This is a genomic window from Salipiger sp., from assembly GCF_048261495.1.
Lineage (GTDB): Bacteria > Pseudomonadota > Alphaproteobacteria > Rhodobacterales > Rhodobacteraceae > Salipiger.
The window spans coordinates 35,632-50,837 of sequence record NZ_JBLXFX010000004.1 but is presented as its reverse complement, the minus strand read 5'-3'; the positions used below and the strand labels follow the sequence as shown (position 1 = coordinate 50,837).

Here is a 15,206-nt window from a genome sequence, read left to right as displayed (position 1 = left end):
TCGTTTCCGCGTTGGAAACAGGAAGGGCGGAGCACGGGCTCCGCCCTTTTCTTGTCCGTGCCTACTCGGCGGCGCGCACCGGGGTGTCGCCGGTGACGGGAATGCCGGGATAGGTGTCGATGTTGCCGGACTTCAGATCCTCTGCCGCCTTGCGCACCCCCGCCTCGTAGTCGGGGTGCACCCGACCGAGGACCGCGTACCAGCGTTCCTTGACCGAGGTCGAACAGGGCGACATGGCGCGGGCCATGTTGAGATGCAGGCGCGCGCGCTCGTCATCGCCCAGAACCTCGGCATAGAGCGCGCGGGGCTGCACGTAGTCGGCATCCTTGTCCTCCTGCACGTAGCGATCCGCGTCACCCGAGATCCGCAGCGGCGGTTCGGCGACCGAAGGGTCGGGACGCGCCGCCTCCTCGTATTGATTCGGTTCGTAGTAGGCATCCGGGTGCCCGGTCTTCTGCGGGAAGAACCGCATGGAGCCATCCTTGTGATAGAAATGCGTCTCGGATTTCGCCCGGTTCGCCGGAAGCTGCTCGTAATGGGTGCCGAGCCGGTAACGATGCGCATCCGCATAGGCAAAGATCCGGCCCTGCAGCATCTTGTCGGGCGAAAAGCCGATGCCGGGGATCTTGTTCGACGGCGAATAGGCGGCGTTTTCGACGTATTGGAAATAGTTCTCCGGGTTCTCGTTGAACTCCAGCATCCCCACGGGGATCAGCGGGAACGCGGCGTGTGGCCAGACCTTGGTGAGATCGAAGGGATTGAAGCCGCAGGTCTCGGCGTCTTCCTCGGCCATGACCTGGATGTTCAGCTCCCACTTGGGGAAATTCCCCTCTTCGATGGCGTTGAACAGATCCTCCTGGTAGCTCTCGCGAGTCTTGCCGATGATCTCCTCGGCCTGCTCGTTGGTGTAGTTCCTGATCGGCTGCTGGCAGCGGAAGTGGAACTTGACCCAGTGCCGTTCGCCCTTGTCGTTGAACATGGAATAGGTGTGGCTGCCGTAACCGTGCATGTGCATCGGGTTCTGCGGAATGCCGCGATCCGACATCAGGATCGTCACCTGATGCACCGATTCGGGCTGCGCGGCCCAGAAATCGAACATCGCTTCGGGCGAGCGCAGGTTGGTCTGCGGGTGGCGCTTTTGCGTGCGGATGAAGTCCGGGAACTTGTAGGCATCGCGGATGAAGAAAATGGGGGTGTTGTTGCCCACCACGTCCCAGTTGCCTTCTTCGGTGTAGAACTTGACCGAGAACCCGCGCACGTCGCGTTCTGCGTCCGCTGCACCCTGTTCCCCGGCCACGGTGGACCAGCGGCTGAGGATGTCGCAGGTGTTACCGACCTTCGAAAAGATCGCGGCCGAGGTGTAGCGGCTGATGTCGTGGGTCACGGTAAAGGTGCCCTTGGCGCCCCAGCCCTTGGCGTGAACGACCCGCTCGGGGATACGCTCGCGGTTCTGGTGAGCCAGCTTTTCGATCAGCTGGTAATCCTCCAGCAGCACCGGCCCGCGGGCGCCCGCGGTGGCCGAGGTCTCGTTGGTGGGCATCGGGGCCCCGGCTGTGGTGGTCAGTCGCTTGGACATGGGTCGCTCCCTCCTTGCTATGGTGTCGACCCACGACTTAGTGGCCGTGAAATAATTACCAATTGCGAATAATTTGGTTTTCTATAGTTTTTGATTATGACAATCACCCTCCGGCAGCTTTCCTACTTCAAGGCCCTGGCGCAGCAGCGGAATTTCAGCCGCGCCGCGCTGGCCTGCAATGTCTCGCAACCGGCGCTGTCGGTGCAGATCCGCGAATTGGAAGCGGCGCTGAACGGGCCGCTCATCGAACGCCATGCCCGCGATGCGGTGCTGACGCCCTTCGGCCGCCAGGTGCTCGACGTGGCCGACCGCGTTCTGGGCGAGGTCGCGGGGCTGGAACAGGCGGCCCGGCGGCGCGGCGGCATGGCGGGTCGGCTGGCGCTGGGGGTGATCCCGACCATCGCCCCCTATTTCCTGCCCGAGGTGCTGGAGGCGCTGCGCTCGCGGGACATCTCTCTGGACGTGGCGGTGACCGAGGCCAAGACCGACCGCCTGCTGGACCTGCTGGCGGAGGGCGCGCTCGACGCCTGCGTGATCGCCCTGCCGCTGACCCGCGACGGCATCACCGCGCTGCCGCTGTTCGAGGACCGTTTCCTGCTGGCGGGCAGCGCCGGGCGGCTGGACCTCTACCCCGAGGCGCCGCACCCCGAGGGGCTGGGCGAGGCGCAATTGCTGCTGCTCGAGGACGGACATTGCCTGACAGATCAGGCGCTTGCGGTCTGCGGACGGGGGCGGGGGCACGCGCGGATCAACATGGCGGCCTCCTCGCTCGCGACACTGTCGCGGCTGGTCGAGGCGGGGTTCGGCCTGACGCTGATCCCCGAAATCGCGCTGCGGACGGAAACCCGCAATGCCGCCGACCTGCACCTGCGGCGCTTCGCGGTGCCGGAACCCTCGCGCAGCGTGTGCCTTGCCCGGCGCGGCACCGCGTCCGAGCCGGGCTGGTTCACCGACCTCGCCGCGATCCTCTCGGCCGTGGGGGCGCAGTTGATCGCGGAGGCGCGCCAAACCCTCCCCGATGCCGTGGGCCGGGCGGACTGAACCCGCGCGCACCCGAACAGCAAGGGGGAAGGCCGCAACCTTCCCCCGTTTCTCGAAAGAGTCCCGAGAGGGCTGCGATTACGCGGCCGCTTCCTTTGAGACCTCTGCCAGGTAGTCGAGCAGGTTTTCCGGGCTCGACACTCCGTAGGGATCCTCGGCGCAATTGTCCTCGAACCCCGGCTCCTCGAACCAGGCTTCGACCACGCCGTTGTCGACCACGGCGGCATAGCGCCAGGACCGCATGCCGAATCCGAGATTGTCCTTGGCGACCAGCATGCCGATCTTGCGGGTGAATTCGCCCGAGCCGTCGGGAATGACCGAGACGGCCTTGAGGTCCTGCGACTGGGCCCACTTGTTCATCACGAAGCTGTCGTTGACGGACATGCAGTAGATCGCGTCGATGCCGTGCGCGGCAAAGGTCTCGGCGTTCTGTTCGAAGCCGGGAAGCTGGTAGGTCGAGCAGGTCGGGGTGAAGGCGCCGGGCAGGGAAAACAGGATGACCCGCTTGCCCTTGAAGTAATCGTCGGTGGTCCGGTCCTGCCAGCGGAACGGGTTCGGACCCGCGATGGATTCGTCGCGGACGCGGGTGCGGAAGGTGACCTTCGGAAGAGCGACTCCGGTTTTCATGGGATTGAGATCCTCTGTCTTGCGTGTCGGCTCCTCCCCGGTGAGGCTGATAGCCGGGGGCGCGCAGGGGCGCAACGGGGGAAGCGGGCGGTTCGCCGCCGGGACCGGAAAAATCGCGCCGGGGGCGGGATTTGCGGCGCGCTGCCTGAGGAATATGCGGTGCGCAAACGCCCGGTGCGGCGGCGGTGGCGGCAGGGGGGCACTCGCTACGACGGGGATATGCCCTCCGGGAAACGGCTGGCACTGGAACCTCCCCCTGCCGTGCTGTATCCTGACGGACGAACGTACCAAGATCGCGGGGAAATTCCAGTGCGAGACCTCAAGATTCCGACGCAGCGGCATCCGGAAAAAGCCCACCGGCCCGACAATCCGCAACCGAAGAAGCCGGACTGGATCCGCGTCAAGGCGCCGGGCGGCGAGGGCTACAACGCGACCCGCAAGCTGATGCGCGAGCATCGCCTGACCACGGTCTGCGAAGAGGCGGGCTGCCCCAATGTCGGCGAATGCTGGTCCCAGGGCCACGCCACTATGATGATCATGGGCGAGATCTGCACCCGCGGCTGCACCTTCTGCAACATCGCCACCGGGCGCCCGGAGACGCTGGACGTGTTCGAACCGGGACGCGTGGCGGACGCGGTGCAGAAGCTGGGGTTGAAGCACGTTGTCATCACCTCGGTCGACCGCGACGACCTCGAGGACGGCGGGGCCGATCACTTCGCCCAGACCATCCGCGCGATCCGCCACCGCGCGCCGGACACCACGATCGAGATCCTGACCCCCGATTTCCTGAAATGCGCCCCCTCGGTGCTGGAAACCGTGGTCGCGGCCAAGCCGGACGTGTTCAACCACAACCTGGAAACGGTGCCGGGCCTCTACCCGACGGTGCGCCCCGGCGCGCGCTACTTCCACTCGCTGCGCCTGTTGCAGCGGGTCAAGGAACTCGATCCGTCGATCTTCACCAAGTCCGGGATCATGGTCGGGCTGGGGGAGGATCGTCAGGGCGTTGCGCAGGTCATGGACGACATGCGCGCGGCGGATGTGGATTTCCTCACCATCGGGCAGTACCTGCAGCCGACGCCGAAACACCACCGCGTCGACCGTTTCGTCACGCCGGACGAATTCGCCAGCTACGAGAAGACGGCATTCGGCAAGGGGTTCCTGATGGTCTCAGCCACACCGCTCACGCGGTCGAGTTACCACGCGGGCGACGATTTCGCGCGGCTCAGGGCGGCCCGCGAAAAGAAACTCGCCGAGGCCTGATCGGGCCCCGGCGCCGGACCCGGGTGCAAATTCCTTCCAAGGAATTTGCAAATCTTTTGAAAAAGATTTGCGGTGCGCCGCTCAGGGCGTCGTGCGCGATTTGACGCGTTGCAGGACATAGACCCGGATGGCGGAAGCGAGGCCCGCCTCGATCCCGCGATGTTCGTCGACTTCGGCGGCGAGGGCATTCAGCGGCTTGCCGTCGGCCTTCGCGATCGCCCGGAATTCGAGCCAGAACTCCTCCTCGAGCGACACCGACGTGCGGTGGCCGCGCAGCGTGAGAGAGCGTTTGACCGGGCGCCCGCTCATTCGTCGCGCGTGTGACCGTCGAGATCCCGCGCGGCCTTTTCGGCGCGTGCCTTGTCCAGTTCCTTATCGGCCTTGCTGCGGCCGTGAAGGACGGCGTTCCTGTCCCCAGTCTCGCGCTTTTCGGCGCGGGCCCGGTCCTTGCGGAAGCGGTTGAGATTCACGACCTTGCTCATGTCCAAGATGTAGCGCGTACCGGGGCCGCGGCAAAGGGGCAAGCGGAGGGGATCGCGTCGACGCTCCGGAACGTGATGCAACCGGAGGCTGACCGGCCCCCGGTTCCTGTCGTCACGATGCCGGCGCTCAGCCCTTGGGGCCGATCATGTCCTCGGGCCGCACCACGCGGTCGAAGGTTTCCGCGTCGACATAGCCGAGTGCGATGGCTTCCTCGCGCAGGGTGGTGCCGTTCTTGTGCGCGGTCTTGGCGACCTTGGTGGCGGCGTCGTAGCCGATGGTCGGCGCCAGCGCCGTCACCAGCATCAGCGATTCCTTCATCAGCTTGTCGATCCGCGCCACGTTCGCCTGCGTGCCCACCACCATGTTGTCGGTGAAGGCCGAGGCCGAGTCGCCCAGGAGTTGCATCGACTGCAGCACGTTGTAGCTCATCATCGGGTTGTAGACGTTGAGCTCGAAATGACCCTGAGAGCCGGCAAAGCCGACCGCCGCGTCGTTGCCCATGACATGGGCGCAGACCATGGTCAGCGCCTCGGCCTGGGTCGGGTTGACCTTGCCCGGCATGATCGACGAGCCGGGCTCGTTCTCCGGCAGGATCAGTTCGCCGAGGCCCGAGCGCGGGCCCGACCCCAGCAGGCGCATGTCGTTGGCGATCTTGAACAGCGAGGCCGCGACCGTCTTCAGCGCGCCCGAGAACATCACCATCGCGTCATGCGCGGCAAGGGCTTCGAACTTGTTGGGGGCCGTGACGAAGGGCAGGCCGGTGATTTCGGCCATGTTCGCCGCGACCATCTCGGACCAGCCCTTCTGCGTGTTGAGTCCGGTGCCGACGGCGGTGCCGCCCTGGGCCAGTTCGTAGATGTCGCCGAGGCAGGCCTCGACCCGCTCGATGCCCTTTTTCACCTGGTGCGTGTAGCCGCCGAATTCCTGGCCCAGCGTCAGAGGGGTCGCGTCCTGGGTGTGGGTTCGGCCGATCTTGATGATGTCCTTGAATTCCGCGGACTTCGCGGCCAGCGCATCGTGCAGTTTCTTCAGGCCCGGCAGCAGGACGTCGCGCGCCTGCATGGCGATGGCGACGTGCATCGCCGTCGGGAAGGTGTCGTTCGAGGACTGGCCCATGTTGCAGTGGTCGTTCGGATGCACCGGCGTCTTGCTGCCCATCTCGCCGCCCAGCATCTCGATGGCGCGGTTCGAGATCACCTCGTTCGCGTTCATGTTGGACTGGGTGCCCGACCCGGTCTGCCAGACCACCAGCGGGAAGTTGTCGTCGAAGCGGCCGTCGATGACCTCGGTCGCGGCGGCGACGATGGCATCCCCGACCTTCGGTTCGATGGTGCCCAGCGCCAGGTTGGCCTGCGCGCAGGCCTTCTTGACCACGCCGAGCGCGCGGATGATCGGCACCGGCTGCTTTTCCCAGCCGATGGGGAAGTTCATGATCGACCGCTGGGTCTGCGCGCCCCAGTACTTGTCGGCGGGAACCTCGAGCGGTCCGAAGCTGTCGGTCTCGGTGCGGGTGTTGGCCATCTCTGCCTCCTGCAAGCATGCGATTGTGTGCCGTTTAGCCGTCCGCCGACGCGGGGGCAACGGTCGAGCGCGCACCGCGGGTCGTGTTAGCGCCGCAAATCGCAGGGAAAAGCGCGAAAGCTCAGGAAATCGACCGCGTCAGGGTGTAGACCCGCGCCGGCGGCAGGTTTCCCCAGATCCGGCAGCGGCGCTGCGCCACCAGTCCGAGCCGCGTCATCAGCGGCTGCGGCACCGGGTTGGAGGGGCCGTAGGTGAACTGGATGAAGGGCGCGCCGGGCGGCAGCAACTCGAAGGCGGCGGTCAGGATCTCGTCCTGGAGACCGCGCGGAAAGGACAGCAGCGGCAGGCCGGACACCACGGCGCGGACATCGCTCAGCCCGACCTGGGTCATCTGCTGGGCACCGCGGTGGTGGATGGTCGCGTCCGGGTGGCGCAGGTGCAGAAGCTCGACGAAGGGCGCGTTGATTTCGAACAGGTGAAGGTCGGCGGCGGCGATCCCGGCGGCGATCAGCGCGCGGGTGATCTTGCCCGTGCCCGGACCCAGTTCGACCACCGGCCCCTTGCCCGCGGGAACCTGCGCCGCCATGGCGCGGGCGAGCCGTTCGGAGGATGGCACCAGCGCGGAGACCGATTGCGGCCGCCGCAGGGCCTGTCCCAGAAACAGCCCCAGATCCTCGCGGTGGCTCATCTTTTTCTCCAGATCGGTCCGGAACCTGCTGTTCCGTCAGTTGCAGGGACTATGCCCCGCATCGCGCGCCGGGTGCAAGACGGGCCATGGCGCGGGTCACTTGCGGAAGGAATCGAGCCTGACGACCTCGGCGTCGCGTTTGCCCGGTTTCCGGCCGTCACCGCTGTCGGGCGAGCCTTCGGGCGGGGTCGGTTCGTCGTCATCCTCGTCGTCGTCATCCTCGTCTTCGTGGGTTTCGAAGCGCAGGCCGAATTCGACCGAGGGATCGACGAAGGTCTTGATGGAATCGTAGGGGATATACAGCCGTTCGGGCGCATCGCCGAAGTTCAGCGTGACCGCAAAGCCGTCGTCGCCCGCGTCCAGCTCGTCGTACCAATGCTGCATGACCACGGTCATCTCGCCCGGGTAGCGGTCGGACAACCAGTCCGCCAGTTCCACATCCGGGTGCTGGGTGTCGAAGGTGATGAAGAAGTGGTGTTCTCCCGGCAGGCCGTCGCGCATCACGCCCGTGAGGACGTTCTGGATCAAGCCGCGCATCGCGCGGTGCATGAGATTGCCGTAGTCGATACCGCCTGACATGGCACAAATCCTTGTGTCTTCGGTCTTACCTTATTCGATTTGTCAGCGAGGAAAAGAGCCGGAGGCGCAAAATTTGCGGCAGTCGGCCCCACCGTCACCCCGCGAACCACCCGGCCACGGCGGTCACGGCGAGGGTCGTCGGGACCGATCGTCGCAGCGGGATCAGCAGCAGCGCGGCCAGCAGGGCAAGGGCCAGCGCCTCGGGGCGCAGGCTTTGCAGCACCGGCAGCAGCGGCGAGATCGGGCCATCGGGGCGAAAGGTTTCGCCGAACAGCACGTTGACGGCGAACCAGAGCGACAGGTTGGCGATGACGCCGAGCACGGCGGCGGTGATCGCGGAGAGCGCCGATTGCAGGCGCGGCCGTGCCAATAGGCGCTCGATGTGGGGCGCAAAGGCAAAGATCCACAGGAAGCAGGGCACGAAGGTCATCCAGAGCGTCAGCGCCGAGGCGGCCGCGGCAAGCGTCCAGCCCCCTGCCGCGTGGCCGATCAGCTGGCCGGTGAACTGCGTCACCAGGATCAGCGGTCCGGGTGTGGTTTCCGCCAGGCCGAGCGCATCGGCCATCTGCCGCGCGTCGAGCCAGTGCCGCGCCTGCACCACCTCCTGCGCCATGTAGGCCAGCACCGCGTAGGCGCCGCCGAAGCTGACCACGGCGAGCCAGGCAAAGAAGGCGGCAAGCTCGAACAGCAGGCGTTGCCCGGCGAGCAGCAGCAGGGGCAGCGGGGCGAGCCACAGCACCAGCCAGGCCAGCAGCGTGACGGGACGGGTCGGGCGCGGGGCGACGAGGGGCGGAGCCTCGGGCAAGGGGGCCTCGGCGCGGCGGCTCCAGCCCCAGAGGGCGGCGGCGGCGACGACCAGCGGAAAGGGCAGTTGCGCGACATAGAGCGCGGCAAAGGCCAGCGCCGCGATCACCGGCGCCCCCGGCGCGGCCAGCGCCTTGCGCCGCAGCCGCCAGAGCGCCTGAAGGACGATGACGATCACCGTCGCCTTGACCCCGAGCATCAGCGATTCGGTCTCGGGATGGCTGCCCCAGGCGGCGTAGAGCGCCGCCAGCACGGCGATCAGCGCGGCGCCGGGCAGCACGAACAGCCCGCCCGCCACCAGCCCGCCCGCGATTCCGCGCAGCCGCCAGCCCGCATAGGTGGCCAGTTGCATCGCCTCCGGACCCGGCAGCAGCATGCAGAGCGACAGCGCCGAGAGGAACTGCCGCTCGCTCAGCCAGCCGCGCTCCTCGACGAGGATGCGGTGCATCAGCGCGATCTGCGCCGCCGGGCCGCCGAAGCTGAGCAGGCCGATGCGGGCAAAGGTCCGGAAAAGGTCGGAAAACGGGATCATGGCGCCCGGAGTGCCCCGGCAGCGTGACACCGGCGTGACGGTGCGTGACGGGGCGTGGCGGGCATCGCGCCGTCAGCTCACGATCCGCGAAATCTCGCGGAGGATCTTCTTGCGGATGGTCTCGGGATAGGCGCGGTGCCCGCGCGATGTCAGCACGAAGCCGTCGCGGGTGATGAGGCGGCGGGTGTAGAAATTGGTTACCGCGACGCTCTTGCCGGGGGCTTCGATGGCAAGGCCGTTCACCGTGACCCCCATCGATTCGGCGCGGCGGCTGGCCGCCCCGGTGGAGCCGCCCGCGTTGGGCGTTCCGTCGCCCGACACATCGACCACCCGGCGGCGGCAGTCGGGCGCGCTGCCGAAAAGGTCGAGCGCGCGGTGCAGCGCCGGGGCCGGGGCGGTGTCGGACAGGACAAAGGCGCGCTCCATGCTGCGGGCGGCCTCGGCGAACTGCGCCACGTGCGAGGCGCTGAGCATCACCGCCCAGCCGATCGTGACCTGCTGGCGATCCTCGCCCGACCATTGCAGCACGGCCAGCGCGACCTGATCGCGCACCAGGATCTCGGCGATTTCGGGATCGGCCAGCGCATCCGCCAGCCCGTGCGCCTGAAGCCGGTATTCCGCCGGGTCGATGGAGTTGGAAACGTCCATCGCCAGCACCAGCGCCGTTTCACAGGCCTGTGCCCCGGGGGCGGAGATCAGAAGGGCGGCGGCAAGGCTCCGCAGGGTCGTCAGCATCCCGCGATGCTGGCAGCCGGACGGCATCCGGTCAATCTCCCGTGCCGTCCGGCGTGCGGTTTTACCAGGCGCCCCGTCGCGCCAGCGCGCCGCGCCTGACGATGGAGGCGTCCACGTCGACCGCAATGAACACCGCGCCGGCCTCGGCGCAGTCCTCGAGAAAGGGCTGGTCCGCCGAGAGCACACCCGCGGGCTTTCCCGCCGCCGTGATGCGGCGGATCGCGTCGACCACCGCCGCCTTCACGTCGGGACGGGCGGTGCCGCCGGGATGGCCCATCGACGCGGCAAGATCCGCCGGCCCGACAAAGATCCCGTCAACGCCGTCGACGGTGGCGATCGCTTCGATCTGGGCGACCGCGTCGACCGTCTCGACCTGCACCAGCAGGCAGAGCTCCTCCTCGGCGCGCTGCGCGTAGTTCTCGACCGCGCCGAAGCGGCTGGCCCGTGTGGTGCCCGCCACGCCGCGAATCCCGCGCGGCGGGTAGCGTACGGCGGCAACGGCGGCGCGCGCTTCCCCGGCGTTCTGGACATAGGGAATCAGGATGGTCTGGGCGCCGCAGTCGAGCAGCTTCTTGATCTCGACCGCGTCGTTCCAGGCCGGGCGCACGGCGGCGCTGGACGGGTAGGGCGCGACCGCCTGCAGCAGCGGCAGCGTGCCCGATCCCTCGACCGGCGAATGTTCGGTGTCCAGCAGCAGCCAGTCGTAGCCGCATCCGGCAAGCAGTTCGACCAGCCCGCTGTCGGGAATGGTGCACCACAGGCCGATCTGGCGGCGGCGTTCGGCGAGGGCGGCCTTGAAGGCGTTGCGGGGCAGATCCATCGCGCTCACGCTCCGGTCAGCGCGATGACGCGCTGCACCCCGGCCACGTAGCCGAACAGGCCGAGCCCGGCGATCACGCCGTCGGCCCGCATCGAGACATAGGAATGGTGGCGGAAGGCCTCGCGCTTGTGCACCTGGCTGATGTGGACCTCCATCACCGGACCCTCGAAGGCGTTGAGCGCGTCGAGGATCGCCACCGAGGTATGGGTGAAGGCCCCGGGATTGATGACGATGCCGCAGGCGGACTGCCGGGCCTCGTGGATCCAGTCGATGATCCGGCCTTCGTGGTTGGATTGCTCGAGCCGGATCTCGTGGCCCTCGCCGCAGGCCTCGGAACACATCCGCGCCACGTCGTCGAGCGTTTCATGCCCGTAGATCTCGGGCTGGCGTTTGCCGAGCAAGTTCAGGTTCGGTCCGTTCAGGACGAGAATGGTCTTCATGGGGGCCTCCGTGCCATCCCGCCGCGGGCGGCGGTCTCTCCTCGACCTCATGCATAGGCCGCGCATCGGCGCTTGGAAAGACGCTGCCGCCGGGAAACTGCACCAACCGGTGCAAAGCGGCATTTGATACGGATTTCATGCGTTTGGCCCGCGACAGCGGGGCAGGGGGCGAATCCCCGCGCGGCGGACCGGGGCGGCGGACCGCCCCGGTTGCCGGTCAGACCGCCTCGAGGGCGATGGCGATGCCCTGGCCGACGCCGATGCACATGGTCGAGAGCGACCGTTCGCCCGGCTTCAGGTCGAGCATGGCCGATCCGGTGATCCGCGCCCCGGACATGCCCAGCGGATGCCCCAGCGCGATCGCGCCGCCGTTGGGGTTCACGCGGGGATCGTCATCGGCGATGCCGAGGTCGCGCAGCGTGGCCAGCCCCTGGGAGGCAAAGGCCTCGTTGAGCTCGATCACCGCGAAATCCGCCTGCGTCAGTCCCAGCCGCGCCATCAATTTCTTCGACGCGGGCGCCGGGCCGAATCCCATGATGCGCGGGGCGACCCCGGCGGTCGCGCCGCCCAGGACCCGCGCGACGGGGGTGAGGCCGTGCGCCCTTGCCGCCGCTTCGGAGGCGAGAACAAGCGCCGCCGCCCCGTCGTTGACCCCGCTCGCGTTGCCCGCCGTGATCGTTCCGCCGGGCTTCACGAACCCCTTCAGCTTTGCCAGCGCCTCGGCGGTGGTGGCGGGGCGGGGATGCTCGTCGGTGTCGATCACCAGCGGATCGCCCCGGCGCTGCGGGATCGAGACCGGGGTGATCTCGCGCGCGAGGCGCCCGTTTTCCATCGCCGCGCCCGCCTTCTGCTGCGAGCGCAGGGCAAAGGCGTCCTGATCCTCGCGGGAGACGCCGAAATCCTCGGCCACGTTCTCGGCCGTCTCGGGCATCGAATCCACGCCGTACTGCGCCTTCATCAGCGGGTTGACGAAGCGCCAGCCGATGGTGGTGTCATGCACTTCGGCGGCGCGGGAAAAGGCGCTTTCGGCCTTGGGCATCACGAAGGGCGCGCGCGACATGCTCTCGACTCCGCCGGCGATGGCGAGGTCCATCTCGCCGGCGCGGATGGCGCGGGCGGCGGTGATCACCGCGTCCATCCCCGAACCGCAGAGCCGGTTCATCGTGGTGCCGGGCACGCTGTCCGGCAGCCCCGCCAGCAGCGCCGACATGCGCGCCACGTTGCGGTTGTCCTCACCGGCCTGGTTGGCGCAGCCGAAGACCACTTCGTCCACGGCCGCCCAGTCGAGATCGTGCCGCGCCATCAGCGCCCGGAGCGGGATCGCGCCGAGATCATCGGCCCGGACCGAGGACAGCGCGCCGCCGAAACGGCCGATGGGCGTGCGGATGTAGTCGCAGATATAGACGTCGGTCATGCCACATCCTCCGGGGCGATCAGGTCGGCGACAGCGCCGGTGGTGTGAAGCGGTGCGCCGGTCAGCGCCTGCAGTTCGTCGAAGGAGATCGCGGGGACCTTTTCCCGCAGCACGAAACGGCCGTCCTCGATATCGACCACGGCGAGCGAGGTATAGACCCGCGTCACGCAGCCGACGCCGGTCAGCGGAAGCGAGCAGGCCTCGACCAGCTTGGGCGCGCCCTTGCGGGTGACGTGGTCGGTCAGCACCGCGACACGCTTTGCCCCGTGAACGAGGTCCATCGCGCCGCCCACCGCGGGCACGCCGCCCTTGCCGGTGGACCAGTTCGCGAGATCCCCGGTCTGCGCGACCTCGTAGGCGCCGAGGATCGCCACGTCGAGATGCCCGCCGCGCACCATCGCAAAGCTGTCGGCATGGTGAAAGAAGGCGGTGCCGGGGCGGGTGGTGATCGCCTTCTTGCCGGCGTTGATGCAATCCCAGTCTTCCTCGCCGGGGGCGGGGGCGGGGCCGAAATCGAGCACGCCGTTCTCGGTGTGAAAGATCGCCTGCCGCCCCTCGGGCTGGAAGCGGGCGACCATCTCGGGAAAGCCGATGCCGAGGTTCACATAGGCACCGTCGGCGATGTCCTGCGCCGCGCGCCAGGCGATCTGGGCGTTGCTCAGGGAAAGGGTCTGAATGTCGGTCATGGGTAGACGGTCTCCGCCCGGTTGAGCATTTCTTCCTGCGCGGGCGCGGCGACCTCGATGACGTGATCGACGTAGATGCCGGGGGTCACGACCTGTTCGGGGTCGATCGCGCCCAGGTCCACCACGCGGCTTGCCTGGACGATGGTGGTCGCGGCGGCGGTCGCCATGACCGGGTTGAAGTTCCGCGCCGCCATCCGGTAGGTCAGGTTGCCGTGCGGGTCGGCCGTTTCGGCCTTGATGAGCGCGAAATCCGCGCGCAGCCCGCGTTCCTGCACATACATCCGCCCGTCGAACTCGGCGACCGGCTTGCCCTCGGCGAGGTCGGTGCCGTAGCTGGTCGGCGTGTAGAAGGCGGGGATGCCCGCCCCGCCGGCGCGGATGCGTTCGGCCAGCGTGCCCTGCGGCACGATCTCGAGCGCGATGCGTCCGGCGAGATAGGCCTCGGTGAAGACGCGCGGATCGGCGCTGCGGGGGAAGGAACAGATCAGCTTGTCGACCTGTCCCTGTTCGATCAGCGCGGCAAGGCCCACATGGCCGTTGCCCGCGTTGTTGTTCACCACGGTCAGGCCCCTGGCGCCGTGGTCGATCAGCGCGTGGATGAGTTCGATCGGCGCACCGGATCCGCCGAAGCCGCCGATCATCACCGTCGCCCCGTCGGGAATGCGGGACACGGCCTCGGCGATCGAGGTCAGTCTCTTGTCCATGACAATCCTCCTGTTCTTCCGCGCTGGCGCGCGATGTGGCACATGGCTAGGCGCGGCTCGCGCGGGAGGCCAGCGAATTTGTGCGGATGTTGACATATGTTCGCAAGACGTGAAGGTTTGTGCGCATGGTGAACAAGACCGATGTCATCGCCTCCTTCGGCAAGGGGCTCCGGGTGCTGGAGTGTTTCGGCGCGGACCACCCGCGGCTGTCCGTCTCCGAGGTCGCGGCCGCCACGGGCCTCGATCGCGCCACCGCGCGGCGCTGTCTGCTGACCCTCCATGCCGGGGGCTATGCCGATTATGACGGCAAGTACTTCACCCTGACGCCGCGGACCCTGCGGCTCGGGATGGGGGCGCTGGCCTCGCTGCCGCTTCCGCAGCGGGTGCAGCCCTGGCTGGAACAACTGACCGAGCAGATCGGCCAGAGCTGTTCGGTGTCGATCCTCGACGGCACCGAAATCGTCTACCTCGCCCGCGCCGCGCAGCGCCGCGTGATGTCGATCGGGCTGATGCCGGGATCGCGCCTGCCGGCGCATTGCACCTCAATGGGGCGGGTCCTGCTCGCCGCGCTGCCGGAGGCTGCGGCCCGCGCGGTGATCGAGGCCTCCGATCTCAGCCCGCGGACCGCGTACAGCCTTACCGACCCGGAGGAGATCCTGACCCGCATCGCCGTCGTTCGCGAGGCGGGCCACGCCGTCATCGACCAGGAGGTCGAGATCGGCCTGCGCTCCATCGCGGTGCCGGTCTTCGATTCCCGCAACGAGACGGTCGCCGCGCTCAACACCGGCATGGCAGCGACCGGGACCGGCACCGAGGGGATGGTGGCCGACTATCTCCCCGCGCTGCTGAAGGTCCAGGCAGGCCTGCGCCGCGTCCTGTGACCCGCCGGCCCGGAAAGTCGGAGCCTTGTCGTGAACATCTTGGGGGGGCGATGCCGCCGGCGTCGGGGCCGAATGGCTTTGCCGGAGAAAGACGACACAGCGTTGCCCCGGCACGCGCATGTGGATCGGAAACGCGGCGGCCACAGATCCCGCGACCGGATCAGGTACGGAATTACGAAAGAGCCTGATTTGTGGTCACCTGGCGCAACAAGACGCCATCGGCTGCCATAATGACCGCCCCGGTCCCGGAGCCATCGACACCCGGGTATCAGCCCCCCCAGACAACACGGAAATTCCGTGCCCGGTCAGGGCGGTATCGCAGGTACTCAATGGGGATTATGGCGGAGAGACAGGCCGCCAAGTATGCGTCTTTGGGTGTCTAGGGTGTCTTTCAGGTCCTTTTATTGTCAATTAC

General features: G+C 67.7%; 17 protein-coding genes. 3 read left to right on the top strand and 14 right to left on the bottom strand.

The window, feature by feature from the left end; translation table 11 throughout:
- Positions 1–61 precede the first annotated feature (61 nt).
- Positions 62–1,576, bottom strand: coding sequence for a catalase (locus ACN0RJ_RS09460; RefSeq protein ID WP_417724103.1), 1,515 nt, complete (start codon positions 1,574–1,576; stop codon positions 62–64).
- A gap of 96 nt (positions 1,577–1,672) precedes the next feature.
- Between ACN0RJ_RS09460 and ACN0RJ_RS09455 the strand changes: the two genes are divergently transcribed.
- The gene (locus tag ACN0RJ_RS09455; RefSeq protein WP_417719179.1) at positions 1,673–2,617 is read left to right on the top strand and encodes a LysR substrate-binding domain-containing protein; all 945 of its coding nucleotides are present in this window, start codon (positions 1,673–1,675) and stop codon (positions 2,615–2,617) included.
- Positions 2,618–2,695: 78 nt separating this feature from the next.
- Here ACN0RJ_RS09455 and ACN0RJ_RS09450 read toward each other — a convergent pair whose 3' ends face one another.
- Positions 2,696–3,244: a peroxiredoxin gene (locus ACN0RJ_RS09450; protein ID WP_417719180.1), complete on the bottom strand. Its 549-nt coding sequence runs from the start codon at positions 3,242–3,244 to the stop codon at positions 2,696–2,698.
- Between the two features lie 309 nt (positions 3,245–3,553).
- Here ACN0RJ_RS09450 and lipA point away from each other — a divergent pair, with 309 nt between their 5' ends.
- Positions 3,554–4,504, top strand: coding sequence for a lipoyl synthase (gene lipA / locus ACN0RJ_RS09445; protein ID WP_417719181.1), 951 nt, complete (start codon positions 3,554–3,556; stop codon positions 4,502–4,504).
- 81 nt (positions 4,505–4,585) lie between these two features.
- Here the strand turns inward: lipA and ACN0RJ_RS09440 are convergent, their stop codons facing one another.
- From ACN0RJ_RS09440 to ACN0RJ_RS09385, 12 genes are all read right to left on the bottom strand, one after another.
- Positions 4,586–4,813 (bottom strand): ribbon-helix-helix domain-containing protein, encoded by a 228-nt coding sequence (locus ACN0RJ_RS09440; protein ID WP_417719182.1) that lies wholly within the window; start codon positions 4,811–4,813, stop codon positions 4,586–4,588.
- A complete protein-coding gene (locus tag ACN0RJ_RS09435) occupies positions 4,810–4,986 on the bottom strand; it encodes a DUF4169 family protein (RefSeq protein WP_417724102.1) in 177 nt (58 codons plus the stop codon). Before ACN0RJ_RS09435 ends, ACN0RJ_RS09440 begins: the two co-directional genes overlap by 4 nt.
- 127 nt (positions 4,987–5,113) lie before the next feature.
- On the bottom strand, positions 5,114–6,508 hold the full coding sequence (gene fumC / locus ACN0RJ_RS09430; RefSeq protein ID WP_417719184.1) for a class II fumarate hydratase: 1,395 nt from the start codon (positions 6,506–6,508) through the stop codon (positions 5,114–5,116).
- Between the two features lie 121 nt (positions 6,509–6,629).
- Entirely contained in the window at positions 6,630–7,196 is a 567-nt protein-coding gene (locus ACN0RJ_RS09425; RefSeq protein ID WP_417719185.1) for a class I SAM-dependent methyltransferase, read from the bottom strand.
- 96 nt (positions 7,197–7,292) lie between these two features.
- Positions 7,293–7,775, bottom strand: a complete 483-nt coding sequence (locus ACN0RJ_RS09420) for an SspB family protein (protein ID WP_417719186.1) — start codon at positions 7,773–7,775, stop codon at positions 7,293–7,295.
- 94 nt (positions 7,776–7,869) lie between these two features.
- Entirely contained in the window at positions 7,870–9,111 is a 1,242-nt protein-coding gene (gene chrA, locus ACN0RJ_RS09415; RefSeq protein ID WP_417724101.1) for a chromate efflux transporter, read from the bottom strand.
- 72 nt (positions 9,112–9,183) lie between these two features.
- Positions 9,184–9,846, bottom strand: a complete 663-nt coding sequence (locus ACN0RJ_RS09410) for a DUF1194 domain-containing protein (protein ID WP_417719188.1) — start codon at positions 9,844–9,846, stop codon at positions 9,184–9,186.
- Positions 9,847–9,907: 61 nt separating this feature from the next.
- Positions 9,908–10,666: an aldolase/citrate lyase family protein gene (locus ACN0RJ_RS09405; protein WP_417724100.1), complete on the bottom strand. Its 759-nt coding sequence runs from the start codon at positions 10,664–10,666 to the stop codon at positions 9,908–9,910.
- A gap of 5 nt (positions 10,667–10,671) precedes the next feature.
- Positions 10,672–11,106, bottom strand: a complete 435-nt coding sequence (gene aroQ, locus ACN0RJ_RS09400) for a type II 3-dehydroquinate dehydratase (RefSeq protein ID WP_417719190.1) — start codon at positions 11,104–11,106, stop codon at positions 10,672–10,674.
- A gap of 217 nt (positions 11,107–11,323) precedes the next feature.
- A complete protein-coding gene (gene pcaF / locus ACN0RJ_RS09395) occupies positions 11,324–12,520 on the bottom strand; it encodes a 3-oxoadipyl-CoA thiolase (protein ID WP_417724099.1) in 1,197 nt (398 codons plus the stop codon).
- Positions 12,517–13,206, bottom strand: coding sequence for a 3-oxoacid CoA-transferase subunit B (locus tag ACN0RJ_RS09390; RefSeq protein WP_417719192.1), 690 nt, complete (start codon positions 13,204–13,206; stop codon positions 12,517–12,519). The genes pcaF and ACN0RJ_RS09390 overlap by 4 nt, the downstream gene beginning before the upstream one ends.
- Positions 13,203–13,910 (bottom strand): 3-oxoacid CoA-transferase subunit A, encoded by a 708-nt coding sequence (locus ACN0RJ_RS09385; RefSeq protein ID WP_417724098.1) that lies wholly within the window; start codon positions 13,908–13,910, stop codon positions 13,203–13,205. The genes ACN0RJ_RS09390 and ACN0RJ_RS09385 overlap by 4 nt, the downstream gene beginning before the upstream one ends.
- 125 nt (positions 13,911–14,035) lie before the next feature.
- Between ACN0RJ_RS09385 and ACN0RJ_RS09380 the strand changes: the two genes are divergently transcribed.
- Entirely contained in the window at positions 14,036–14,791 is a 756-nt protein-coding gene (locus tag ACN0RJ_RS09380; RefSeq protein ID WP_417719194.1) for an IclR family transcriptional regulator domain-containing protein, read from the top strand.
- Positions 14,792–15,206 lie beyond the last annotated feature (415 nt).